This is a genomic window from Paenibacillus doosanensis (genome assembly GCF_025060755.1).
GTDB classification, from domain to species: domain Bacteria; phylum Bacillota; class Bacilli; order Paenibacillales; family NBRC-103111; genus Paenibacillus_S; species Paenibacillus_S doosanensis.
Map to the genome: position 1 here is coordinate 1 of NZ_JANYUY010000013.1, position 25,790 is coordinate 25,790.

Annotated in this window: 20 protein-coding genes and 1 pseudogene; 10 read left to right on the plus strand and 11 right to left on the minus strand. The window is 46.4% G+C overall.

The annotated features are described in order from the left end of the window. Window positions 1–391: 391 nt before the first annotated feature. Window positions 392–1,132 carry a hypothetical protein gene (locus N0M98_RS11725; protein ID WP_259617960.1) on the minus strand — a complete coding sequence of 247 codons (741 nt, stop codon included), beginning with the start codon at window positions 1,130–1,132 and terminating at the stop codon, window positions 392–394. A gap of 43 nt (window positions 1,133–1,175) precedes the next feature. Continuing rightward, window positions 1,176–1,625 (minus strand): C40 family peptidase, encoded by a 450-nt coding sequence (locus N0M98_RS11730; RefSeq protein ID WP_259617961.1) that lies wholly within the window; start codon window positions 1,623–1,625, stop codon window positions 1,176–1,178. A 262-nt stretch (window positions 1,626–1,887) separates the two neighbouring features. On the opposite strand from N0M98_RS11730, the gene N0M98_RS11735 reads away from it, so the two are divergent. Then, complete coding sequence (locus tag N0M98_RS11735) at window positions 1,888–2,232, plus strand: helix-turn-helix domain-containing protein (RefSeq protein ID WP_259617962.1); 345 nt, start codon at window positions 1,888–1,890, stop codon at window positions 2,230–2,232. A gap of 26 nt (window positions 2,233–2,258) precedes the next feature. Here the strand turns inward: N0M98_RS11735 and radC are convergent, their stop codons facing one another. Next, the gene (radC, locus tag N0M98_RS11740; protein WP_259617963.1) at window positions 2,259–2,867 is read right to left on the minus strand and encodes a RadC family protein; all 609 of its coding nucleotides are present in this window, start codon (window positions 2,865–2,867) and stop codon (window positions 2,259–2,261) included. Between the two features lie 21 nt (window positions 2,868–2,888). Continuing rightward, complete coding sequence (locus N0M98_RS11745; RefSeq protein ID WP_259617964.1) at window positions 2,889–3,182, minus strand: DUF960 family protein; 294 nt, start codon at window positions 3,180–3,182, stop codon at window positions 2,889–2,891. 401 nt (window positions 3,183–3,583) lie between these two features. Here N0M98_RS11745 and N0M98_RS11750 point away from each other — a divergent pair, with 401 nt between their 5' ends. The 7 genes and pseudogenes from N0M98_RS11750 (at window position 3,584) to N0M98_RS11780 (ending at window position 13,018) form a co-directional block, all read left to right on the plus strand. After that, window positions 3,584–4,831 carry a DNA cytosine methyltransferase gene (locus N0M98_RS11750; RefSeq protein WP_259617965.1) on the plus strand — a complete coding sequence of 416 codons (1,248 nt, stop codon included), beginning with the start codon at window positions 3,584–3,586 and terminating at the stop codon, window positions 4,829–4,831. A gap of 118 nt (window positions 4,832–4,949) precedes the next feature. Continuing rightward, window positions 4,950–6,244, plus strand: a pseudogene (locus tag N0M98_RS11755) (IS110 family RNA-guided transposase). A gap of 406 nt (window positions 6,245–6,650) precedes the next feature. Continuing rightward, window positions 6,651–8,810 (plus strand): ATP-binding protein, encoded by a 2,160-nt coding sequence (locus N0M98_RS11760; protein ID WP_259617966.1) that lies wholly within the window; start codon window positions 6,651–6,653, stop codon window positions 8,808–8,810. A gap of 5 nt (window positions 8,811–8,815) precedes the next feature. Continuing rightward, window positions 8,816–9,448, plus strand: a complete 633-nt coding sequence (locus N0M98_RS11765; RefSeq protein WP_259617967.1) for a hypothetical protein — start codon at window positions 8,816–8,818, stop codon at window positions 9,446–9,448. Window positions 9,449–9,464: 16 nt separating this feature from the next. After that, a complete protein-coding gene (locus N0M98_RS11770; RefSeq protein WP_259617968.1) occupies window positions 9,465–10,178 on the plus strand; it encodes a hypothetical protein in 714 nt (237 codons plus the stop codon). 427 nt (window positions 10,179–10,605) lie between these two features. After that, on the plus strand, window positions 10,606–11,664 hold the full coding sequence (locus N0M98_RS11775) for an ABC transporter substrate-binding protein (RefSeq protein ID WP_259617969.1): 1,059 nt from the start codon (window positions 10,606–10,608) through the stop codon (window positions 11,662–11,664). A gap of 241 nt (window positions 11,665–11,905) precedes the next feature. Next, window positions 11,906–13,018, plus strand: a complete 1,113-nt coding sequence (locus N0M98_RS11780) for a GGDEF domain-containing protein (protein WP_259617970.1) — start codon at window positions 11,906–11,908, stop codon at window positions 13,016–13,018. Window positions 13,019–13,181: 163 nt separating this feature from the next. On the opposite strand, the gene N0M98_RS11785 is transcribed toward N0M98_RS11780, so the two are convergent. The 7 genes from N0M98_RS11785 to N0M98_RS11815 form a co-directional block, all read right to left on the minus strand. Further along, window positions 13,182–13,400 (minus strand): hypothetical protein, encoded by a 219-nt coding sequence (locus N0M98_RS11785; RefSeq protein ID WP_259617971.1) that lies wholly within the window; start codon window positions 13,398–13,400, stop codon window positions 13,182–13,184. Between the two features lie 183 nt (window positions 13,401–13,583). After that, complete coding sequence (locus N0M98_RS11790; RefSeq protein ID WP_259617972.1) at window positions 13,584–15,284, minus strand: phospho-sugar mutase; 1,701 nt, start codon at window positions 15,282–15,284, stop codon at window positions 13,584–13,586. Window positions 15,285–15,313: 29 nt separating this feature from the next. Next, window positions 15,314–17,317 carry a glycoside hydrolase family 15 protein gene (locus N0M98_RS11795; RefSeq protein WP_259617973.1) on the minus strand — a complete coding sequence of 668 codons (2,004 nt, stop codon included), beginning with the start codon at window positions 17,315–17,317 and terminating at the stop codon, window positions 15,314–15,316. Between the two features lie 28 nt (window positions 17,318–17,345). Beyond that, on the minus strand, window positions 17,346–18,464 hold the full coding sequence (gene glgD / locus N0M98_RS11800) for a glucose-1-phosphate adenylyltransferase subunit GlgD (RefSeq protein WP_375295475.1): 1,119 nt from the start codon (window positions 18,462–18,464) through the stop codon (window positions 17,346–17,348). Next, entirely contained in the window at window positions 18,452–19,621 is a 1,170-nt protein-coding gene (locus tag N0M98_RS11805; RefSeq protein ID WP_259617974.1) for a glucose-1-phosphate adenylyltransferase, read from the minus strand. The genes glgD and N0M98_RS11805 overlap by 13 nt, the downstream gene beginning before the upstream one ends. A gap of 416 nt (window positions 19,622–20,037) precedes the next feature. Beyond that, window positions 20,038–20,844, minus strand: a complete 807-nt coding sequence (locus N0M98_RS11810; protein ID WP_249861811.1) for a DUF6492 family protein — start codon at window positions 20,842–20,844, stop codon at window positions 20,038–20,040. Between the two features lie 20 nt (window positions 20,845–20,864). Then, window positions 20,865–21,887 (minus strand): mannose-1-phosphate guanylyltransferase, encoded by a 1,023-nt coding sequence (locus tag N0M98_RS11815; RefSeq protein ID WP_259617975.1) that lies wholly within the window; start codon window positions 21,885–21,887, stop codon window positions 20,865–20,867. Between the two features lie 97 nt (window positions 21,888–21,984). On the opposite strand from N0M98_RS11815, the gene N0M98_RS11820 reads away from it, so the two are divergent. Beyond that, complete coding sequence (locus N0M98_RS11820) at window positions 21,985–23,394, plus strand: helix-turn-helix domain-containing protein (RefSeq protein ID WP_259617976.1); 1,410 nt, start codon at window positions 21,985–21,987, stop codon at window positions 23,392–23,394. Window positions 23,395–23,495: 101 nt separating this feature from the next. Next, a complete protein-coding gene (locus tag N0M98_RS11825) occupies window positions 23,496–25,769 on the plus strand; it encodes a beta-glucosidase (RefSeq protein ID WP_259617977.1) in 2,274 nt (757 codons plus the stop codon). Window positions 25,770–25,790: the final 21 nt, after the last annotated feature.

Below are 25,790 nucleotides of genomic sequence, written 5' to 3' on the forward strand. Positions count from 1 at the left end.
TCTCCACAGCAGGGAGATGGGACCACTTCTGCACATCTAACGAAAAACGCCGGGTGACTTCTCATCCAGCTCATACTTTGATACAATGACCATGTTGGGTAGGGGATGCATCCCGTGAGCCTGTTGCAGCAGGCCCACATACATGGGGGCATCCTTTTCCTTTTCTGTGATATGGTCATTATATTCAGCAACTCGCGGACAGGCAATCCCGTCAGCAATTGGACGTTATCTTTCAGCAGCAACACCCTATCTTCCGAACCTTATACATGAAATCGAAAAAGAATTTATACCAGAATAAAATATGCTTATAATATTGTTCACCGAGTAATTTGGGATATTGCTAATATTAAAGGAGAGCCGTGTAATACTAGCTCTCCTACCGTTTTAAACATTAAATTAGCTTGTTAGCTACCGCGGCCAGAACTTGTGTTTTCCCGCCTAATTTATTGTCATTATCAAATATACCAACCGGAACCGCGAGTATTGAAATCTTATCCCCAACCTTTAAACTGCCGCTAGGGATAGTTAATAGGAGGTCGACAGGAGTTCCATCCTCTGCTCCAATGACAATTTGGGAGAGAATGCCCATCTTTTCAAAATTACTTCCAGGCGGATAATCTTGAACAAAACCAATTTCACCACTAAATGACATAGCCTTGCCGTAATAGTTCCAAGGAGTTTTCATTACAGTTGCGGGTGAGGCTGTCTCCTTTTCGAGATTTGTTGAAATATCCTCGACAGCTTTAAGCAATTTCACAGCTAAATCAACGTTCCCGTTTTTATCTGCGTATATCTCTTTTGTATTCCATTGAGGATTCTTTGCTTTTTCTTCTTCTGCTTTTTTCTTAGCTTCTGCATCCGCCTTGGCTTTCGCTTCTTTGTCAGCTTTAGCCGCTGATTCTTGAGCGGTATTGTCGGCTTTAACATCTTCCTTTTGATTTACAGTAGCGGTTGTCGTTACGGTATCCGGAGAGTTTTCTCCTCCTGAAGACATAGCAGATAATAAAACAATGAGGGAGATGATTGCCCATGGAATTGAAAATATCTTCCCTATATTTCCCATATTCTTCCAACGTATAAAGAGCATTATGTAAGGTACGACAAGCCAACCAATAAATTTAATAAAGCCCATTTTACTTCATCCTCCGTATTCTTCTGATTGCTTACTTGTTGATTTATGATGCGTTCTTCCAATCCCATTTTCTCCAAGTGACTGAACTACCGTGTTTCTCGCGTACTAAATCTTTTAGCATCCACAAAAAATTGCATGAGTTATTAAAGTCGTCTGTGACACATCCTGCGCAAAACTGATGACAATTATCTAATATGACATTGTAATCTCTCGTTGATCCTATCTTGTCAATCGCGCGTCCTGCTGCCGATGGAAAGCTAACAGCCAAATCCATATCTGAGTAGCAGGGAACATAAATTTCATGATTAAAGGTAGTGATATGGCCTGTAAACTCATGGAGAGATACTTCCTCAATATATCCTTGCCCATTCAGATGAATGACTCGATTGTAGCCCAGATATATCCCAGAATGCTCGGCAGCCCCGAACGCTAGTTCTGTATAAATAATCGAACCAGTCTCGGGTGGTATGCTTTTTTTTGATCCCCAGAACATGTAAAAGACCTCCTAATGAACTAAGATTTTCTTGGGAAATGTGGATTGGAATCACCCCTAGGTCGAGTGTCCTTAAACAAATACCTCCTTAAATTAGTCTCGAAATAATAGGTGAGTGGTCCTATATTTTCCAAAGCACAAGAAGATTATATAAAATGCGACAAATTCAGTCAATGACTATAGTCATTATTAAAAATAACTACTATAGTGATTTGTCGATTGACTCTTTAACCTCTAAGTTTTTCATATGAGGTGAATAATAGTGAGCAAAATAGCCGAATTGGTTGGAGCGAAAATTAGAGATTTTCGATTAGAACGGGGATTTAGCCAAGAGAGATTAGCCTTTAAAGCAGGGCTTAATACATCATATATAGGACAACTAGAGAGAGGAGAAAAGAGCCCGACATTAGACTCCTTAGAAAAGGTAGCTACTGCACTGGATGTTTCATTAGAAGAACTGTTCCGCTTCTCTAATAGCGTAGAGATAGAGGCAGATTATTCGATAGCTCAAAAAATTGCTTTTCAATTGCATGGAAGGTCTGAAATGGAACAGGAAGCAGTGTATAATTTTGTAAAGCAACTACTCTGGTTTAGGGATAGAAAGTGAGTAAGGAGTAGGCATTTAGCGTCTTCTCAAATGTGTCCGTGCTCTTTTAGGCTATAGAATTGATGCCCCCCTATAATGACATGGTCAATAACCTCAATTCCGATAATTGATCCAGCTTCAACCAAACGCTTCGTTAGTTGAATGTCCTCCTGAGAGGGTGTTGGATCACCGCTCGGGTGGGGATGAGCGCAGATAATGGAAGCGCTGCAACGTTTAATGGCTGAGCGAAATACTTCGCGAGGATGGACGATAGCCGCGTTTAATGAGCCAATGGATATAACTTCTTTAAAGATTAGATGATTTTTAGTATTCAAAAATAGACATACAAAATGCTCTTTTTGGAGATGCCTAAAATCAGGAGCCAAAAGGTCAAATACATCTTTTGGACTTTTAATAATGTGAGGGGTTGGCGCGGCAGCAGAAATAGCTTTGGCAAGCCTCAACATAGCTGTGATTTGCCGAGCTTTCCCTATGCCGATGCCCTTGATTCTTGTAAGTTCCTGTTCAGTTGCGTCAACTAGCTCCGAGATCACGGGAAAGCGTGTTAAGATTTCTTCGACCATATAACTTCCTTGTTTCTCGCAAAGAGATTGAGCGAGTAAAGATTTTAATTCGGCATTGTGATAAGTTTGCATGAATTTGGCCTCCTTGTATAATTAACACATAATCATTACGCTATGACTCTGACAATCTACAGCAAGTACTTTAGCAGTTATTATTGTTGATGCTGAAATTGTATGCTCCATGAAATATGGAGGCTGTTGCTGCGAGTGAATAATTTGTTGCTTTTGTTCACCGTCTACCGTGATGCTGCTGAGTACAAATAGTTGGATTTCATCTTTTTGATTAACTTCCATGGACTCAATTAGATACCATAGTAGATTTTGAGTCCATTCAGGAATTTCGAATTGGATTCTCTGTGATACAATTTTCGGGTTAGTAAATAGCATGAGTGTGTTCACCTCCCTTGAGAAAATGTAAAATGCCAAGCACGATAGCTGTGCTTGGCATTTTTGTTTGCGATAGGGAGGATATACCTATCGCATAGGTATTCAGGATTATAATATAGAATTTGTTTTTAGATGTTTACGATTTTTGTGGAATAACTTAGGAAAAATGGAATTTGGTAACAAATATAGATTTATAATCTAAAATGAGTTTGGCTGATACATTTCACAATATTTGTGTTGAAATTTCTTATAAGTATTAGCAAAGGATTTACAAAATCTAGTTTAGATGTAAAATTAGTTTGAAGAGTATTGAGAAAACATAAAGAAAAGGATATGTGCTTTTGTTTGTCGAATAGTATAAATTTAGCCCTCATATTAATCTACACATCAAGGAGACAGTAATGAGTTTTTCAACTAAGTATAAAGTCCTAGATTTATTTTCAGGTGCAGGCGGAATGGCTGAGGGGTTCTTACAAGCTGGTTTCTCAATACCTGCCGCTACTGATTATAGTAAAGAAGCTTCTTTAACTTATATAAATAGACATAAACAGCTCGAATTGAACTTTAACTATTATCAAGGGGATATAGCAGACCTAACCAAAAAGAGCAAGCTTAATGACTTACTCGATGGTAATTCAGTTGATGTAGTAGTTGGTGGTCCTCCTTGTCAGGGGTTTAGCTTAACTGGTAAGAGACTTAGCGATGATCCAAGAAATATTCTTTTTATTAAATATCTCAAAATAATACAGATGTCCAACCCCAGATATTTTGTTATGGAGAATGTACTAGGAATTCTCTCTTTTAGAATTAATAAAATTAAAGGGGTTTCCGGCAAAGAATATAATAACGAATTGGTCACAAAAATATTAGAATCTGAAGCACTACTTTTAGGTTATAAAGTAAGATGGAAAGTATTAAACGCTAAAGATTTTGGTGTGCCACAGAATAGGCCAAGGGTAATATTTTTTGGTCACAAAATTCGAAAGAGACTCGGTAAAATATATGATTATGTTGTTCCTGCGCAATTTCCTTGCCCGATTGAAAGTAATGTTTCTGTTTATGAGGCTCTATCTGATTTGAGCTTTTTAAAAAATGGAGAAAAGTCTAATTTATATTTAAACATGTTGCCTTTGTCTGATTATCAAAAAAAGCTAAGAATTGGACAAACCCCTAATAAAAATGGAATTCCAATTACTTCTCTTGAATTACACAATCATGAGGCTTCAAAACATAATCCGAACACAATTAGACGCTTCAGTTTACTTAGCAATGGAGAAAAAATCAGTGATTTATTAAAACGCTTAAGTAAGTCTAATGTGCTTCCAGATGAATATGAAAAGATGGCTACTAAAAAGAGGTCTTGCATAAAGCTAATAAGAGAAGGGATTTCTCCGACAATATTGACTCTACCTGATGATATTATTCATTACGATCCGAAAAATCCTAGAATACTTACTGTACGCGAACTAGCAAGGCTTCAATCATTTGATGATAGTTTTATATTTTTGGGTAAACGAACTACTGGTGGAGATAGAAGGCGTGTCGAGACGCCGCAATATACTCAAGTCGGAAATGCGGTTCCTCCGTTTTTCTCAAGGTCAATTGCCTTAAAAATTAAAGAAGCTTTACTTGAGACGGATAAGAAATAAAAAAGGAGCCATTCCTGTAATGAAATAATTTGAGGTTTGAACAAAAAGAGCGCCTCCTGTATGCTGGGTCTCGAATGCGGAACACATTCATGCCCTAATTAAAAGGAGGACGCTCAACATGAAGTATAAGCTGAAGCAAAAGAAAAATCAACGAATTGAAAGAATTACCGAAGCGACCTTGGTCGTAGGTGCAGACATTGCAAAAAAGACACATGTCGCCCGCGCCATAGATTATCGAGGTATTGAGTTAGGTAGGGATTGCTGGTTTCACAACGACCGTGAGGGCTTAACGAAATTAGCAACGTGGATGAAGGAGCTGCAGCGGGTTCATCACAAAACAGATATTGTTTTAGGAATCGAACCTACCGGACACTACTGGTTTCCACTAGCCCAATTCCTTCAAGAAGTAGGCGTAAAAGTTGTCATTGTGAATCCGCATCATGTGAACAAAAGCAAAGAACTTGAAGACAATTCTCCGACGAAAAACGACTACAAGGATGCTAAGGTTATAGCTGACCTTGTTCGGAATGGCCATTACAGTGAGCCGAAATTGCCTGAGCAAGTGTATGCCGACCTGCGGATTCTAATGAATCTGCGAGAGAAAGTGATGGATGCGCTAGGGCAAGCACAGCGACGTGTTCAGAACTGGCTGGATCGCTTTTTTCCGGAGTACACGGAAGTGTTTAGAGCATGGGACGGAGCGGCTTCGCTTATTGCGCTTAGAGAGTTCCCAACACCCGAAGAGATTGTTTCCTTAGGATCGCAATGCATTGCCCAGCGCTGGAAGAAAGATATTAAACGAGCGGTCGGAGTGAAACGCGCAGCGAAGCTTGTTGCTGCGGCGAAAATATCGATTGGCTTACGCCAAGGGCTTGTCGCGGCACGAGTGGAACTGAAGACTCTACTAGAGCAGTACGACATGTATGTGCGTCAAGAAAAAGACATTATGGGGCAAGTTGCGGAGCGATTAGAGAGCATACCAGGAACCACAGAGATGCTTACGATTCCTGGCTAGGCATCGTTACTTTAGCGGGATTCCTCGCTGAAGTAGGCGATCTTTCCGGCTATGAACACAGCCAACAAATCGTTAGGCTAGCTGGCCTCAATCTAAAAGAAAATAGTTCAGGCAAACGAAAAGGACTACCCGGAATAACCAAAAGGGGACGTTCAAGATTAAGGGCACTATTGTTCCGCTGCGTCATGCCCATGGTAGCTAAAAATCAAGAATTTAAGGCGTTACATCGGCACTATACGAAACGGAATGAGAATCCGCTAAAGAAGAAGCAGTCGATCATTGCACTATGTTGCAAGCTCATACGAGTTTTACACACGCTAGGAACGAAGATAAAACCCTATAACGCAGTCGATGTACTCGGTCCTCAAATGATCGCTCAGTTACAAATGGTTGCATAACAAGTTCAACATCGTTTACTTCTTGAATGCAGCAAAGAAAGCCAAGAGACAATTGAAGCACGGAGAAGCCGTAGTTCATTCACCATAAGGGCAAACGACCCCGTAAAGGAGCAAGAAACGGCCTCCACCCCTTGAGAGGAAGAACGAAGGAATGTAAGGGCATTGACCCGGTGTGACATGGGAGGGTAATCCCCAAGGGTGATTCGTGGAGATCTAAAGTGCGATCATACTCGCACCCAAGTATTGGAAATTAACTTCCAAGCTCTGCTCCCCCACCGGCACCTCTAGGTAAATTATGGTCCATTTACATGACTTCGCCATTCCCTCAAATGTTAAAGGCTGAAATCGTGAGATTCAGTGAGCTAAACGTAGAAAATCTTATTTTATAGTGGGAGGTGCTCATTGTATGATTCAGTCTAACAGCAAAATTTCATTCAGAACAAATTCAAAGTTGGAGAAACTGATTGGACGTGAATTGATTACCAACAATACCATTGCTTTTTTTGAATTGATAAAAAATTCGTATGACGCCGGGGCCAAAAAAGTTGAGGTTCAATTTCTAAATATTACTGATTACGACATAGAGCAAAAAAGCACAGGTAGAGATAATTATTATATTAAGGGGCAGAAAGTATCAGCAGATACAATAATATCATCAAAGAACTCATACATTATTGTTTCTGATAATGGAATTGGAATGTCGTTTGATGAAGTTAATAAATATTGGATGGAGATTGGGGTAGTACATAAAGAATTGGTGAAGCAGGTTGAAGTAAAAACTTCATCTATAGATAAAATGTATAATAGAGTTTTAAATGGCGAGAAGGGGATAGGGAGGTTTAGTTCAGATAAGCTAGGAGCACGATTAAAACTAGTCACCATCGATAAAAGTGGGAAAGAGAAGACAACGGTTGAATTTGACTGGGATAGATATAATGATCATTCACTGATGCTTCAGGAGGTAAACCATGAATGTACTAGAGAAATGTTAAGCACTCCTTTGAAGTCTGGAGTGGCATTAGAAATAAGCAGTCTAAGAGATGATTGGAGTATAAAAGACGTTGAGGATATAAAGAAACAGCTTAAGAAATTTATTTCTCCATTTACCCAAGAGCAGGATAACTTTTCTATTACTTTTTCGAAAAATAACGTTAAAGAAAAAATAGTCAATGATGCTTTTGACTATTCATTAACATATATTGATGCAAAATTAGATCCTTTTGGAGATTTAACTTATACAATTGTAGATGATGTCCCTAAGGAACCTAGATCAATAAATTTACCTCCTCCAATTTTTGGTCCTGTCAAGTTAAAAGTGATCTATATGGATTCCGCGGCAAAAAGAGCCTTTACAAAAAGAACTGGCTTAAGTACTAGACAATATGGGAATATCAAGGTTTTTAGAGATAATTTTAGAATATTTCCTTATGGTGAACCAGAGAATGACTGGTTAAACATTGATAATAAACATGCTCAGGCAGTTTTTCGTTCTCTTGGGACAAGGGATATCATTGGATATGTTCAAATTTCCAACATGGATAATTATGGGCTAAAAGATGCTACAAATCGATTGGGATTAGTTGAAGATACATTGGAATTTAATCAATTTAAAGAATTTATTTGGAAATGTATTGATTTACTTCAGGAGTATATTTTCAATAAGATAAAAGAAGAAGCAGAGCAAAAAGGGCAGTTAATTGATTTTAAAGTTGAAGTAAGTAAGAAAGAAGAAGATTTGTTTAAAAGAGAAGTTATAGATGTAATTAATAATACTAATATTCCCAAAAATGATGCTGACAAAATAATCAACTTAATTGAACTGAATAGCAAGCGCTTAAAAAAAGATTTAGATGAAGTGAAGAAGGCGAATAATGAGTTATCGAAAAAAATGAAGATTTTTCAAAGAATTAGTGGAAGTGAAGGAATATTGTACGAGTTATTACATACAGTGAAGAATAAGACTGCAATTTTGGACTCCAAAATAAATAAAATATTAGTACAAGCCGAAGCAAACAACATTAACATTGAACATAGTATCGTTCAAACTATCATTAATTCGATAAATAAATTAATCGATAGTGCTTTGAGAAAGGCATCTTCATCGAGTTTAACAAAAAAATCAGAAATTTTAAGTGACATTATCCAAGAGTCTGTAGACGAGAATTTTATTTTATGTGATAGCAATAACATTTCAATTAGCTATAATTTTAATGATAATTACAAGCGAGTCTTTTGTAATAAAGAATCTATAAAAATTGTATTAGATAATTTATTTAGTAATTCAAGAAAAGCACTTGCTAATACAATTGATAGGAAGATTAATATTACAACGTCTGTGGATAATAATTTTGTAGATATAATTTTTAGTGATAGTGGGCCGGGGATTAAAGAAGAGGATGCACCCTTTATTTTTAATGTTGCATATTCGAGAACCAATGGGAACGGAATAGGACTTGCAACATCACTGGATATAGTACAGGATCATAATGGTGATATGCATTGTATAACTAATCCAGATGAAAATATTGGAGCCTCCTTTTTGATAAAACTTCCAATTAGGATGTGAAATGAATGGAACAGTATAAAATATTGGTTATTGATGATATGACTGAAATTGTGGAGTATTTCGAGGATATTAAAGAGATTCTAGCATACGAAAATATTAAAGTAGAATTCGAGTATATGCATAATGTAAACGATTTTTCTGTAGAAAAACCTTATGATATTTTAATGTTTGACTGTAATTTTAATGCTGCTAGATACGATGCTGATATAAGGAATAAAGTTGGATTTAATCTGATTAAGCAGTACAGACAAAATAATACCAGAACCAAAATAATTTTTTACTCCAGTTCCTTCAATATAGACGAACCCCACCAAATTCCGTTTAATCACAAGCACTACTTTGAAATAATAAACGAACTTAATGTTTATCGATTAGTGTACAAAAACGATTCGAGAGCTACGGTAAAAGCTATTAAAGAAGCTATTAATGATCTAGATATAATAATGATCTCACTTGAGAAGATGGCAAGTGACTATGATGAGTTAAATATGAAGTTTGAGCTTAATGACGGAGATATTACATTAAATGACCTTATATACGAAATGAGAATGGATGGAGAAAATGCGGAGAAATTCCGTAGGGATGTTGTAGATCTAATCACCAACTACATGTCTAAATTTGATTTAAATACAAACTAGAGGAGCAGGCTTAAAAATGAAAGTAGCTTTTTATCGCAGCCAAGATTCAAACATTCTAAGAAATTCAATTTTTACTGAGATGCTTTCAAGTCATTTAAATGGAGAGCATTCAGTCGATATGATTATGGACGACAATAAATCTGTTTGTTTAAGTAGGATTGCACAAGCAGATATAGTTTTTATTTTTGCTCATGGAAGTCATTGGGGTGTTTTCCACAAATTCGAGGATGCTACGGGAGAGGAAAGAGCAAAGCTTGATTGGCTTTTTAAAGCATCAGAGGAGAATGTAAAGTTGTTAAATGGTAAGAAAGTACTTGCATTCACATGCTTTTCTGCAATGCCTAATGTCGATGGCCTTGGAGAGGTTGCAGTAAAAAAACATGATTGCAAAGTATATTTCGGTTTTCAAGATAAAATTAATAGAACTTTCCCACAAGAATTTTTAGAAAATCTTCCTCCTAATGACCAAAGAGCAAAAAATTTTATATCATTAGTTTATTCTAACGTATTTGATTATTGCATCAGGGAAGCCTTTTCAAAGAATTTAACCTTTAAACAGTTTGCTCAATTGACAAAGCATTTACTAAATAAAGAAATCGTTAGAAGGATTACTCATGAATATGGCCGCACTGTTCATTTAAGTTTACATGATAAAGGGGCTAGACCTGTAAAAATTACAGCGGACTCTATACTTGTACATGGTCTTGAGAATGAAAAATTTTGTTCTTAAAGCCTGACTAAACTTTATGAAAGTTTATCAAAGGAATTAACATTTGAAATGATTTTTGAAATGATTTGAGCGATTAGGTATTCCGCGGCGCATTGAAAATAAAATGTCGTCTTTTTCATAAAAACGTTCAAACCCTTGCTACACAAGGCTTTAGACTCTAGTTTTCCCTATCGCTGAAACCGCAAAAAATTACTGAAAAATGGAGACCCACGCCCCGTTGGCCGGGTCTCTTTTTTTGCCGTTAGGGAGATACTGCGTTTTTGCAAAGGAAAAAAGCATTGTCGCTGTTCCGGGGGTGTGGAAGGGAAAGTGATTCCGTTCCGGCAAATATCGTCCAATTTAAGCATCTTTGCCTATTCCCATCGTTGCGAATCATCTTTATAATTATATGATAATGATTTTCAATATCAATGATGGAGGAGAAGCAATGTTTTACAGATTAAGAGACGCTTCGGCCGATCATGACGTACGGGGAAGGCAGTTTCGGGCTGCGGCGGGGATGATCGTTCTCCTGCTTTTCGTAATAATGACAAGCGCCTGCGGTAACAACGACAACGCGAAAGGAACGAGTACAGGCTCGGAAGCGGCAGGTTTCCCATCGGGGAACGGTTCGTCCACATCGGCGACGCAAACCATCGAGCACTTCTTCGGCAAGACGGAGGTGCCCGTGCATCCGCAGCGCGTTGCCGTGTTCGGACTGGAGGATCTCGCGCTGTCGCTTGGGGTTCCGATGGTATACGGGTACGATTTTGACGGCTATTATTTGGACGACCAGCTCAAAGCGCTTCACATCCCGCTGTCGGGCAGCGCGGATTTCAAGCCGAACCTGGAAGCGGTTCTGTCGGCGCAGCCGGATCTCATCATCGTTCAAAAAAATGCAATCGACCAAAGCGGCTACGACGAGCTGAGCAAGATCGCGCCGACGATCGCGTTCGGGCCTGAGGATTGGAAGTCGTCGATCGTCGCGATCGGCAAGGCAACCGGCTCGGAAGACAAGGCGAAGGCTGTCATCCAAAGCTACGACGACAAGCTGAAGAAGGCCAAGGACGCCATCGTCTCGGCGGCAGGCCCCGATAAAACAATTTTGTTCATGCGTCCGTCGGAAAAAGACCTTCAGGTGTTCTTTCCCAGCTTTAATCATCTGATCTACGACAATCTGGGTCTGAAGCCCGACACCAGTATCGCCGCATTTCAGAAGGCGTCGCCCGACGAATGGGGAATCAACACTTCGCTCGAGAAGCTGCCTTCGATCACCGCGGATTATGTGTTTGCCATCTACGGCGGATCGATCAGCTCGGCAAAGGATTTCGCCGAAGCGAGCGAAGCCTCGAAGGAAGTCGAGAAGCTGCAGGTTTGGAAGGCGATGCCGGCGGTCAAGCAAAATCATGTGTTCAAGGTGTCCGCCAGACACTGGATGTCCTCCGGTCCGATCGCCGAAGGCAGGGTAGTGGATGACGTAGTGGCGGCCGTTACCGGCAAGAAATAGCGGATTTGCAGCGCATGCAGCGACGCCGGGCCGTTTTCGAGGAAGCGGTCCGATATAAAATATTAATAAATGATCATAAGGGTATAACTCTAAGTTATATCCTTATTTAATTTGCTATTTTTATGGTAATTATGCTCGACCTGCAAGCAGGAAACAATTCTCTTATCCCGAATTTGAATATATAAAAACTCTGGAGGATCGTATCCCGAGACAACCAAACTACAAAAAAGGGTGAGAGTAAATGAGCTTCGTTGAAACGGTTCCTCCACTAATGGCTAATTTCGCTACTGTCACCGCTTACCTGTTATTGACAAACCGATTTTTGCTCAAGAAAAGCGCTGTTGAAACCGCATCTTCACTGTTCACCAAGTTCAAAATAGGATTTATGCACGGGATACTCGGTATCGTGCTGATGATTTTTACTGTGCATGTTCATGGAGCTACACTTGATTTTAGGCAGCTTGCGGTCATCTTATCGGGGGTGTACGGCGGACTGGCATCCTCGCTGATTACTGGAGTTATGATGTTTGCCGTAAAATTAATTGCCTTCGGTTCCTTGATCGCACCATCCGAGCCTGCCGCCATAAATATTATTTTCATCGCTGCAGGCGTCGGAATGATTTGCGAAAAGGTTAAAGGCTATTGGCCCAAATGGATATACTCGCTGCTGCTCAGTGTTCTGCTGACAGGTTTTTTTTATAGCGGTAAGCTTGTCGGCAGCAGAAATGATCTTGCCCTTATTTATTTCCCGATGATGGTGTTCGGCGGGGCCGTTACCGCCTACTTCACGGAGCTGCAAATGAAAGTGAGAACGCATGTTCATCGATTGGAACTTGAGTCCAGTGTGGATTTCCTCACGGGGCTGCATAATCATCGTATGTTCGATTCGATCTATCATCAAAAACAAAGACAAGCTGTGGAAAAAGGGGCTAGTTTGTCGATAGCTATCATTGACGTCGACTATTTCAAGAAAGTCAACGATTCATATGGTCATGCGAACGGGGATGCAGTGCTGGTGCAGTTGGGCGCGATTTTGAAAGCATCCTCCCGTTCGGACGATACGATATCAAGGCTGGGCGGAGAAGAGTTTTCCGTATTGATGTACGACACGCCGAACAAGGACGCGCTGCGCATTGCGGAGAGAATAAGAGTTACCGTCAAAAATCATTTGTTTGTGTTAAACGATGGAGAGAAGATCCATATTACGGTTTCGATCGGCGTTGCAACCTATCCGGATACAAGCCATGAGAAGTTGGCCAAGGAAGCGGATAAAGCGCTCTATCGAGCCAAAGAACAGGGTAGAGATAGGGTTTGTTCGAACCTGTCGGAGAGCGGTGAAGTAAACCATGCATAAAATTACGCATAAGCTTAGGCTTAGGCAACAGAAGGCGGATAGTTGGGAGGAGCTGTCCAGGGGATGAAGCCTGTCAGCGGGGAAGATTCATTGCGGCGGCTGCTGCGGCATAGCGGATGACATTCGGTATATCGTCGCAAGGAATGGAATGGAAGCCGGGATCTTACTGCTGCTTCGAACCGCTTACGGTTCCATTCGGCGTCATGACGACAATCGTCCCGTCGGCGACTTGAATGACTTCCCCGCCGATGTTTCCGGCAATTTGCATGGCAAGGAGATACTCCTGATAAACCTGATACACTATGACGAAGTCGACGCCCTCAACCATATGGACGCCCAGGGTGCAGGGGAGCTCAGCGGCTTTCGTGTAAACGGTTATCATACGCCACCTCCAATATTGACCTCATGTAGAAATAGAGTCATCCTTGAGCAGCGCTTAAACACATCCTACTTAAGTTATGTTCATCGGTGACACCGCAGCACGATCCCTCTGATTCTGATTCAGAGGGGGAACGAGCCTGGCGCGAATGGCCAGGCTCGTTGTTTTGAACGATTCGGAACGGGATTAATCGATTTGTTTCATCACGGCATGGGCAAGCCGGTCGACGGAAGCGGCGGCCAATGCGTCCGTCTGACCGCGAACGGCGAAATAAACTTTCAGCTTCGGTTCCGTACCCGAGGGACGAAGGCAGAACCAAGAATCGTCCTCCAATGTATATTTCAGCACATTTTCTGCAGGCAATCCGTACAGGCCTTGCGCAAAATCTTCGATCTTATCGACGCGCAGCCCGTTCAGCCTTTGCGGCGGAGCGGAACGCCAGTCGGTCATGATTCGCCGGATTTGTTCCACTCCGTCTTTCCCCTTCAAAGTACGGGATTCGAGCTTTTCAAGGAAATATCCGTGACGTTCATAAAGCTCCTGCAGCACATCATGCAGCGTTTTGCCTTGAAGCTTGTAATAAGCCGCCGCTTCGCATATGAGCATGGACGCGACAACGGCGTCCTTGTCCCGGGCATAGGTGCCGGCCAGGAACCCGTAGCTTTCCTCATACCCGAATAAAAAACGGTCGGTTCCCGAGCGTTCATATTGAGTCATTTTTTCGCCGATGTATTTGAACCCTGTCAGCGTATTGACGACCTTGATGCCGTAAGCTCCGGCGATAGCGGTGCCTAGTTCGCTCGTGACGATGGATTTGACGATAACGCCGTTGCGGGGAAGCTGCCCGCGTTCTTTTAAATTGGATAATAAATAATGGATCATGATGGCGCCGGTCTGGTTTCCGGTAAGGACGCAGTAATCGCCGTTTGCATGTTTCACTACGGCGCCCATACGATCGCAATCGGGATCGGTGCCGATGATGATATCGGCCTCTGCAGCTTCCGCTTTACGAATGGCAAGCGCAAAAGCCTCCTTTTCTTCGGGGTTCGGCGACTTGACCGTTGAGAAGTTGGCATCGGGATGTTCCTGTTCGGGAACGACCTGTACCTGCTCGAAGCCAACGGCGGAAAGGGCGGCCCGCACTAACCGATTTCCGGCGCCGTGCAGAGGGGTATAAACAATGCGGAAATCTCTGCAGGCGCTTCGGATCAGCTCGGAATGAAGGCTCACGGAGGATACTTCTTGAATATAGGCGCGATCCAGTTCCTGACCGATCCACTCCAGCAGACCGCTTTCTTCCGCATCAAGGCGCGAGCATCTATGGATATCCGAGAACGATCGGACTCCGCGAATTTCTTCAATCACTTGATCCGCTTGATCGGGGACCAGTTGGCCGCCGTCTTGTCCATAGACCTTGTAGCCGTTATATTCCGGCGGATTATGGCTCGCGGTAATCACTACGCCCGCATCGGCATTCAAATGCCGGACGGCGTACGACAGCTCCGGCGTGGGACGAAGGGAATCGAACACATAGGCTTTGATCCCGTTGCCGGCCAAGACGGATGCCGTTTCCAATGCAAACTCGGGCGATTGGTTACGCGAGTCGTAGGCGATGACGGCCGATAGCGGGGGAGTTCCGGATTTCAATAGAAACCGGGCGAGCCCTTGCGTAACGCGCGCCACAGTATAGGCATTCATCCGGTTGGTCCCCGCTCCGACGATTCCGCGAATTCCTCCGGTACCGAACTCCAAATCGCAATAAAAACGATCTTCGATTTCGCCGGGCCGTTCGGAAATAGATAGCAGCTCGGAGCGGGTTGCCGCATCCATAGCCGGATCGTTCAACCACAGCTCGAACCTTTCCCGAGCGTTTGTTGGACCGCTCATTCAAACCAGCTCCTTGTACATCGTTATTTTTATATGGCCGTTCCGCCTGAAGCGTATAATGTTTCCTGAACGTGCTGCAGCTGGCGATATTTTTCCGTATATTTGACCACGGTCATCACCAACGTGGAATGAGACCAAGTTAGGGGGGCTACCGAAAGAGGTTCTCCTGATAACGGGTGGATCTGTTCGGGGAGCACGCCGCTCTCCATCGCTTGTTGACAAACCCAAAGCAGCGTTGCTAACGGTTCCCTCAGATCGTGAAGCGACTGCGCCTTGGCGATGTTCCATTCCGCTATCCAAAGCGTGCTGATGAGCCACGGGTTGCCGGGAATTTGCTCAAGATCGTCGGAAATTTTAAAATAATAATCTCCTTCATAACGGGCATATCCGCCCACGTTTGTGCGTACACATAACTTTTGCTGAATCGCCTCCATCGTGCGGATAACTCTCGGGTCGTCGGCGGGAAGCACTCCGAAGGCGAAGAGCGAATACATGCTGCTTTCCACAGTGTAATCTTTTTCTATTTCACCGTTATTCCGTACGTATATTCCCCGCAAAAAGCGTCCGGACGCTTCGTCGTACAAATGGCGCAGCATCGCTTCCTTGATTTGATTGGCCGACGTATGATACCGCGTATAGCGCTTCTCATCTCCGAATAATTTGGCAAAATGGGCCGCCGCCTGCAACCCGGCGAATACGGCTGAACAAGTGAAGGTGAAGATGCCGCAGCGCTCTTCCCATAAATCATAGCTGGGCAAAGGCAGGTTAAGCTCGTGATGAACATATTTTTGCATGAAGCTTGCAGCCGGGCGGATCAAGGAGGCGTACAGCTCCTGGCAGTACTCGATTTGCCCGCTTTTCGTATAAAATTCCCATAACGAATATAAAACAAGGGCGGTTTCATCCTCCTGGATCGGCAGCTGCAGCTCCCCGCTGTAAATAAAAGGATGCCAGCTTGAACCCGTAGAGCCGTCCGGGTTATACTTGTGCAGCAAATACCCGTCTTTGGTTAATACGTCGCTGCAAAATTTGTAGAAGCTGGCTACGGTTCCGTCATAACCGGCCATCGACATGGCCAGAGCGACAAGAGCGCCGTCACGCGGCCACATGTAGCTGTAGTGATCGCGGTTAAACTGCAAAATATCGGTATCGTTGGCGGCGATAATGGCGCCTTGCCGGTCCATTTGCGTTTTGACGATCAGCAAGCTTTTTTTGTACAGGTCGATCACTTCCGATGGAAGATCGGCGAAATCTTGCCGCTCCTTGTTGACCCAGCCTTGCCAGTATACTTCAACCCGCTTCAATAATTGCTCCGCATCGTTCTCTACGACGTAATGGTTCAGCTTGCGTACCTCCGAATACTTCTCGCCCACGCACAGCCAGTAATACATCGTCTGCTCTTCGTCAGGCTGAAGCAGCAGCCGGAAGGAGATCGTGCTATCCACCGACCCTTGAGCAATGGCATTGCCGCCAAGCACTCCATCCTCGGCGTCTCTCCACGTTCCTTCGGCATGGTTGAACCGTTTGATGCCGATGCTGTATTGATAAATTCCTTGTTCGGGCGTTTTACCGTTCGCCAGAATGTATACGTTTCGCTTATAATGGTACACAGCGTTCAGTCTGGGATCGTACACGGCGGTGTCGCCGACTTCCGTTTCATTGATTGTAAAGTCATGATGGAAAAACAGACGGACCTCGCGAGCTTCCGAATGCCGGTTTCGGACGGACACTTTCTTTAAATAAATGTTGTCCCGCTGATGGATGCCGTCTGCGATCCGCACCTCCACCCGCAGCCTGTCGTTGTTGGCAAAAATATCGGTGACCAGAGACTCGGGGCGATAACGCAGCCGGCGCTGCCATACATCTTCGTCCAGCCAGTTAAACAACCCGCTTGCCCATACGCCCATTTTGCAAAAATGACCGCCTACATGATTGAGCTGCCCTACGAACGGGTAATAGAGGTCTCTTAAGCGCAGCTTGTCGTCAAAGTTGATCAAGATTTTTCCGTTGCCGATCACTAATGGTCTGGGCATTTCTCCACGTTCCTTTGCTATATCAAGTTTATATGATGCTCTTTTTTGAGAAAACCGTGGGCGACATCTCATCGCCTTCGAGCCGGTTCCCGCTTGTCACATGCACTTCTTTATCGAGAATGACGTGATCCAAATATGTATGAGGTTCGACGACGCATTTCTGCATCAGGATGCTGTTTTTGACAACCGCTCCTTTGGCGATTTTCACCCCCCGAAATAAAATGCTGTTTTCCACGGTTCCCTCAATGATGCATCCGTTCGCTATCAGCGAATTGGTTGCGGAAGCGTCTGCGGTATAGATGGCCGGCGGTTCGTCCTTGACTTTGGTGTAAATCAATCCCGGCTGGAGAAAAAGCGATTTCCATACTTCCGGTTTCAGCAGTTCCTTGCTGTACTTGTAATAATTTTGCACGGAATTGATAATGGCCAAATACCCTTTGTACTCGTAGCCGTAAACTTTTAACGTGTCCAGATTGCGGATGATGACATGACGCACCAGATCGTAGTAATTATGGTGAACGCTTTGTTTGACCAAATCGACGAGAAGGTCTTTTTTGATCACGATCATTCGCATATATACTTTATTGCTTCGAGCCGCCGTTTGGTTCTCCGTCATGCGTTGGACCCGGCCGTCTTCGGCCAAATCCACCGTAATCAGGTTGGTGAAATCCTCGCTGCCCTCATTCATTTCCTTGTAAATGACGGTGATGTCCGCACCGGTCCTTTGATGGCTCTCCACCGCATCGGCATAGTTGATGTTGCAGAGCATATGGCTGCTTGAGACGACGACGAATTCCTCGCTGCTGTAGGCAAAATAGTCGAGGGAGCTGTAAAAATTTTGCAAGTCGCCGTTAAAACCGGGAAATTGATTGTTGGAAGGCAAAATGAAAAGTCCCCGGTGTCTGCGATCCAAATCCCATTCTTTTCCCGAGCCGAGATGGTCGTTGATAGACCGGTAACTATTGTGGGCGAGAACGGCCACATTGCTAATTCCCGAATTCACCAGGTTCGATAACACAAAATCAATCAGTCGGTATCGGCCTCCGAACGGGACGGTCGCCGTTGCGCGCGAGTAGGTAAGCTCATGCAAGAGAGGCTGATTGATGCTTAGATTGATGACTCCTAACACATTGTTCAATTGAAACACTCCTTCCCCTGGTCTTCATAAGAGGTAACGATCATGTTCTCTCCGATTAAAGTAATAGGGGTCGAATCATCCGGGTCTCCGACATGCGCGCCGTCTTCGATGACGGTGCCCGAGCCGATGATAGATCGATGGATCGTGACATTTTCCCCGATTCGTGTATGGGGCATGATGACCGAGTCTTTGATGATGCTGCCTTTGCCGACATGAACGCCGTAAAACAGGACGGAATGATCGACATTCCCGTAAACCGTGCAGCCTTCATTGACCAAAGTGCGGGTGACTTTGGCGGCGGATGCGATATATTGCGGAGGCTGGTGCGGGTTTTGGGCGTAAATCCGCCACTTGTGATCGTGAAGCGAAAACGGAGCATTTTCCGATAAGAGATCCATATGCGCTTCCCACAGGCTGTTGACGGTTCCGACGTCTTTCCAGTATCCGTTGAACCGGTAGGCGAAAATCCGCAAACCGTCGTCCAGCATCGAAGGGATGATGTCTTTGCCGAAATCGTTATGGGAAGCGGGATTTTGCTCGTCGGAGATTAAGTACTGCTTCAGAACATCCCAGGAAAAAATATATATTCCCATGGAAGCAAGATTGCTTTTCGGCTGTTGAGGCTTTTCCTCAAACTCGGTGATCAGGCCGTTTTCGTCCACTCTCGTGATGCCGAACCGGCTTGCCTCCTTCATCGGCACTTCCAATACCGCAATGGTGGCGTCCGCTTTCGTTTCCTTGTGACGCTGCAGCATCATGGCATAATTCATTTTATAGATGTGATCGCCGGATATGACCAGCACGTACTCGGGATTATATTGCTCGAGAAAATGAATGTTTTGGTAAATGGCATGGGCCGTTCCTTTATACCAGCTGCCGCCTTTTTGCTCCATGAACGGGGGGAGCACGGTGACGCCTCCGTTTTTGCGATCCAAATCCCAGCAGCTTCCGATGCCGATATACGCATTCAGTACTGTCGGCTGATACTGCGTCAGGACTCCAACCGTATCAATCCCTGAGTTGCTGCAATTGCTTAATGAAAAATCGATAATGCGGTACTTGCCGCCGAAGGGAACGGCAGGTTTCGCCAGATTTGTGGTCAGATGACCGAGTCTTTTTCCCTCGCCGCCCGCGAGCAGCATCGCTACGCACTCTTTCTTTGGCATAGGCTCACTCCCTTAAATTTGACATTGCCGATAAGAATTGTTTTATTTATCTGAATTTTCAGTTAATTTAATCGACACTCACCTCCTTTATTGCAGACCATAGGAAATAACCGCATTTGTCAACCAAGCCAGCCGCTGCATTTCCCCTATAACGGGGGCCAAAGGATTAGGTGAAACTTGTATTGAAAACGCATTCATGTCTGTGATGTAAAAACATAATACCTTGGTTAAGCAGCACTGTCAATATTTGTATCGATTTTCAAAACTTTCGAGCCTCCGGCCGTGCAAAGCGACCGGGTACGCTCGTAATGGACGACATGCCTGCGCGGTTGCCGGTATGTAAATAACGGATTTCAATCGTATGTAAGCGAAGCAAGGACCGCTCGGGAGGAAGCGGTCCTTGTCCTGTATGCCCGTTATGAACGCCGTTTCGGCAGCCGCAGCGAATATCCCTTTCGCTTGTGAAACGAAAGCGAGCGGTAGCGGGACGCAAGCCGCCCGAGTTTGGCCTTGGAAAGGGCCGAAGGGGAAGAGGACAGGCTTTTGTTCAGCGCGGGCAGCATGCGCACGCGATTCGACTCGTTCGTATAGACGTAGTTGCCGTAGGTCTCGAATTCGGAAAAGCCAAACTGCTTGGTGCGGTCGACGGATTTTAAAATCGCTTTGTACCATGCGGTACCGTGCCTGCTCTGAATGGTATTTTTGAGCGATTGCAGCTTCACTTTATCGAACATCATATAGTGGGCTACGAACGAACGGGGGCGGGGGGCTTTCTTGCCGAGCAGCCTCCGGTAGGAAGCGAAATATTCAGGCTGGCTCCAGCCTCGGCAGTAAAATACGGACTTTCCGCCGACCCGGAACCGATGCGGCCGGATCATGACGGTATCGGCATCGATAACCAGATAGTAGCGCTGCTCCGTCACTGAACTGCTTCCGAGCTTAAGCAGCTGTTGATACAGCCAGCCGGATCTTTCCCAACGTTTGGACCGGTAGGCAATCTGATCTTTTCGCAGCGGCAGTACGCTGTTCTCATGCACGAAGCGGCAGTGTTTGCGCCGGCATACATCCTTGATTCGGGGACTGTCCGGCGAAACGACGAAGATGTTTCCGATGGGATGCTTCACATGCTTGCGGACGCTGTCGATCACATAGGGAAGCGTGGCCAGATCTTTAGGGATGGCGGGAATGACGATGTCTATTTTTATGTCACGGTTTGCGGACAAATAAATGCACTCCTTTGTGTTTATTTACGGGAGGACAACCAGCTCTTCAGCCGAGGCTCCTCGGATTTGGGACATATGAGCAACCCGCTGGAGGTAGAGGCCACGATCAGATCGTTGACCCCGATAATAAGGGCGGGCCCCCCCTCTACGTAGACGATATTGCCGGCCGAGCGGATGAGTTCGGCGTCGCCCCGGATCGCGTTACCGTCGTTGTCAAGCGCCGTATGGCGCGGCAGTGAGGTCCAGGAACCGACATCGTCCCAGCCGCATTCAACCGGAATGCAGTAGATCTTCTCCGCTCGTTCCATCACGGCGTGATCGATGGACAGCTTCGGCATGCCGGCATAAGCGGCAGCAGGATCATGCGGATGGAGGGTCAGACAGTCCCAGATTGCCGGTTCGTGCAGTTCGATGGAGCGCCTCAGCGTCGCAGGGCGAGCGACGATAATCCCGCTGTTCCAGTACACGTTCGGATCGGAGATCAATTCCCGGGCCCGTTCCGCGGAAGGCTTCTCCACAAACCGGGCGACTTGGCGCGTTTCAGCCGGAACTGCATCCGCCGCCGCTGCTGCAGAAGTGAGCAGATAGCCGTAGCTGCTATCGGGTCTGGTCGGCATGATGCCAAGCGTGACGATCGCGTCAAGCGTCATGGCGGTTTTCTCCGCCGCCGTCAATGACGTTAGCAGCGCCTCCTTGTCCCCTACATACTGGTCGGAAGGGATGAAGGCAACGGGTTCGTCGTCTCCGGCTTGTAGAAACCGGAAAGCGGCCAACGCAACGCAGGCGGCGGTATCCTTCTGCTCCGGCTCGACGATCAGCATATGCGGCGGGATGTCCGGAAGCTGCTGCCTAGCTATCGGCAAATAGCGCTGCGGCAGGGCGATAAACAGGCGGGATGAAGGCACAAAGCCGCGGAAACGATCTACGGTTTCTTGGATCAAAGACTGTTCCGACAGGAAAGGCAGAAATTGCTTGGGCAAATCATCCGCGCTGCGCGGCCAAATGCGCGTTCCTTTTCCGCCGGCCATAATGACAATTTTCAATTGAAGTGCACCCCCCGCTTACGTTTACTATCCGATACGGAAACATATGGAATCGAATTGATTTATTTATGCTATGTTATTCGCTAAGGAGAAGCGGGTGTGGACGTATCACCGGCATCATCGGCTCAATAGACATAAGCCTTTAACGAACCGCCAAGCCTCGGGCCGGGGCCGTGTACAGAACGGAGACGCTTATGTTAAAATGCGGGGGAAAGGCCATGACAACGACGGACCGAAGGTCGAGGTAAACCGAATGGAACCGCTATGGGATATGAACAAGCTTTCTAACGTTTGCAGCCTATTGAACGATAATTTCGAGTTTCCCGTTTATTATCTAAGTCCGAGCCCTCGAATCGAGCTCGCTTACGGGCAGGGACAGGCGAATCCGATGTTTCGCGGCAAGCATGAAGAGCTTCTCGGCAGCTTGACCGCCGGCGGAGGCTCGGCGGAAGCGCCTTTACTGCGGGAGACCGGGACGCTGGAGCATTATATCGAAGTCCGGTTGACGGACAAGGACGAATATGCGGGCAGCCTTATGGCCGGGCCGATTCTAACCGCTCCCGTGCCGGAGGATGTCATCAACGGATTGATGCAGGATTACGGCTGGCCGGATGCCGACTCCTTACGGCAGCATTATCGGCGGATTGCCGTGATGAGCAGAATGAAGCTGCTTCATGCGGGAGCGCTTATTTATTATTTCGTGTACGGCCGCAAGGTAGATACCGCCGACATCGTGCGGGTGAATCATGCGCTGCAAATGCGGGCGGCGCTGGCCGGGAACATCGATTTGCATGTGTCGCATCGTTTGTTCAACAGGACGTTTCATCACGACACGATTTTCGAAAAACGGATGCTGCAGTTGATTAAGGACGGCCGCACCGATGAGCTTATGGTTGAATTTTCCAGCATCTTGACCGAGGAAGGGCTCGGCATTTTGGCGAAAAAAAGCTACGTCCGAAACGAGAAAAATTTAAGCATAGCCGCGATTGCGCTTGCTACCCGGGCGGCGATGGAAGGAGGCCTTCAACCGGAGGTCGCCTATACGATGAGCGATTTGTACATTCAGCATATCGAGGAGCTGACGGGCGCCAGGGAAGTTCGGAACGCGCTGCAGGAGGCATTGCTCGATTTCGCCGCCAAAGTGAAGGAGAACCGGGAAGATCATGTCTCAAGCACGATAGCCCGATGCAAGCATTACATCTTTATGCACTTGTACGAGGGCATTTCGCTGCGGGAGCTGTCCCGGTGGGCGGATCGGAGTCCGGGTTATGTGTCGAAGCTGTTTAAACAAGAAACCGGACTGGCCGTGAGCGAATATATTCAAATGAAACGCATTGAGGAAGCCAAAAAGCTGCTGACGTTAACGGAATATTCCTTGTCCGATATTTGTGCGAGGCTCAATTTTAACGATCAGAGCTACTTTACGAAGGTGTTCAAAAAAGTGACAGGGGTTACGCCTCTGCAATTTAGAAAAGACCCGAAGGCCGCAAAAGAAGCTAAGCGATAAAAGTACCAAAAATAACGTTATTGTACAATAAAATCCCGAAACCGCTTTCTATAATGGAACTATGAAAGCGGTTATTTTTTTTGCGGGAGGAGAACGATTGTATGGAACGCGATTGGAAGGAACTTATCGCCCGGATGACGCTGGAGGAGAAAGCCGGCATGTGCTCGGGGCTTGATTTTTGGCACTTGAAGGGCGTGGAGCGCCTCGGCATCCCTTCGATTATGATTACGGACGGCCCGCACGGCCTGCGCAAGCAGCGTGAAGGGGCGGATCATCTCGGGCTGTTGGACAGCGTGCCCGCCACTTGCTTCCCGTCGGCCGCCGGTCTGGCCAGCTCCTGGGATCAAGATTTGGTTCGCCGCGTCGGCGTGGCGCTGGGCGAGGAATGTCAAGCGGAGCAGGTTGCGGTGCTGCTCGGACCCGGGGCCAATATTAAGCGTTCTCCGCTATGCGGCAGAAACTTCGAATATTTCTCCGAGGACCCGTATTTATCGTCGGAGATGGCGGCCGGCCATATTCGAGGCGTGCAGAGCCAAGGCGTCGGCACGTCGCTGAAGCATTTTGCCGTCAACAATCAGGAGCACCGGAGAATGACGACGAACGCGGTGGTCGACGAGCGGACGCTGCGCGAAATTTATTTGGCCAGCTTCGAAGGGGCCGTGAAGAAGGCGCAGCCTTGGACCGTGATGTGCTCGTACAATCAGGTGAACGGCACGTTCGCTTCGGAGAATGTCAAGCTGCTGACGGATATTTTGAAGGACGAGTGGGGGCATGAAGGCTTCGTCGTATCGGATTGGGGCGCGGTCAACCGGCGCGACGATGCGCTGGCTGCCGGTCTGGAGCTGGAAATGCCGGCCAGCAACGGCGTGGGAGAACGCAGGATCGTCGAGGCGGTCGCAAGCGGCAAGCTGTCCGAAGAAGCGCTGGATCGGGCCGTGGAGCGGCTGCTACGGATTATTTTCATGGCTGTCGATCAGCAGAAAGAGAATGCGGCTTACGATCAGGCGGCTCATCATGCCTTGGCCCGAGAAGTGGCGAGCGAGAGCATGGTGCTGCTGAAAAACGACGGGCCTCTGCTGCCGCTGTCCGCATCATCCAGTGTGGCCGTCATCGGGGCGTTCGCGCAGTCGCCGAGATATCAGGGCGGGGGAAGCTCTCACATCGTGCCGACGATGCTCGACAATCCGGTAGAGGAAATGAAGAAGCTCGCCGGTCATCCGTCGCATATATCGTATGCGCAGGGGTACCGTCTGGACAGCGATGCGCTCGACGAGGAGCTGATCGCCGAAGCGCAGCGGGCGGCAAGCGCAGCGCAGGCCGCGGTCGTGTTCGCCGGGCTGCCGGACCGGTATGAATCGGAAGCGTACGACCGCAGTCATCTGAATTTGCCGGAGAACCAGATCAGGCTGATTGAAGCCGTCGCGCAGGTGCAGAGCAATATCGTCGTCGTTCTCCTTAACGGGGCTCCCGTCGTCATGCCTTGGATCGATAAGGTTAAGGCGGTGCTGGAGGGTTATCTCGGCGGGCAAGCGGCCGGCGGCGCTATCGCGGACCTTATATACGGGGTGGCCAACCCTTCCGGCAAATTGGCCGAAACGTTCCCTGTCAAATTAAGCGACAATCCGTCTTATTTGAACTTCCCGGGCGAAGGCGACCGGGTCGAATACCGGGAAGGCATCTTCGTCGGCTACCGTTATTACGACAAAAAACAAATTCAGCCGTTATTCCCGTTCGGCTACGGGCTGAGCTACACTTCGTTCGAATACGGCGAGCTTACGCTCGGCAGCCGAGAGATGAAGGATACGGAGACGCTGGATGTCGCCGTCGCGGTTACGAATACCGGGAGCCGCCCGGGGAAAGAAATTGTGCAGCTGTATGTCCGGGATGTCGAGAGCACGGTCATTCGCCCCGACAAAGAGCTGAAGGCTTTTGCCAAGATCGAGCTGCAGCCGGGAGAACAAGGAACCGTATCGTTCACGCTGGATAAACGCGCCTTTGCCTATTACAACGTCGAGCTCGGCGATTGGCATGTGGAAAGCGGGCAGTTCATGATATTGATCGGTACATCCTCGCAAAATATCGTTCTGGAAGAGCAGCTTACGGTTCACTCGACCGTGACGCTCAAGAAGACGTATACGCTCAATTCAACCGTAGGAGACCTTATGCAAGATCCGGCAAGCTCGCAGAAGATCGGCGCGCTTCTGCAGCAATTCGGCCAAGCGAGCGGCCTGATGAGCATGGCGCAGGATGAGAGCCATTCGGAAATGCTGATGGCGATGATGAGATATATGCCGCTGAGAAGCTTGCTGGCGTTCGGCGGCGGAGCCGTCGGCGAAGAACAGCTGGAGCGGCTGCTGGCGGACATTAACGGCTGAAGCGGCAGGTGAGCGGTCCAA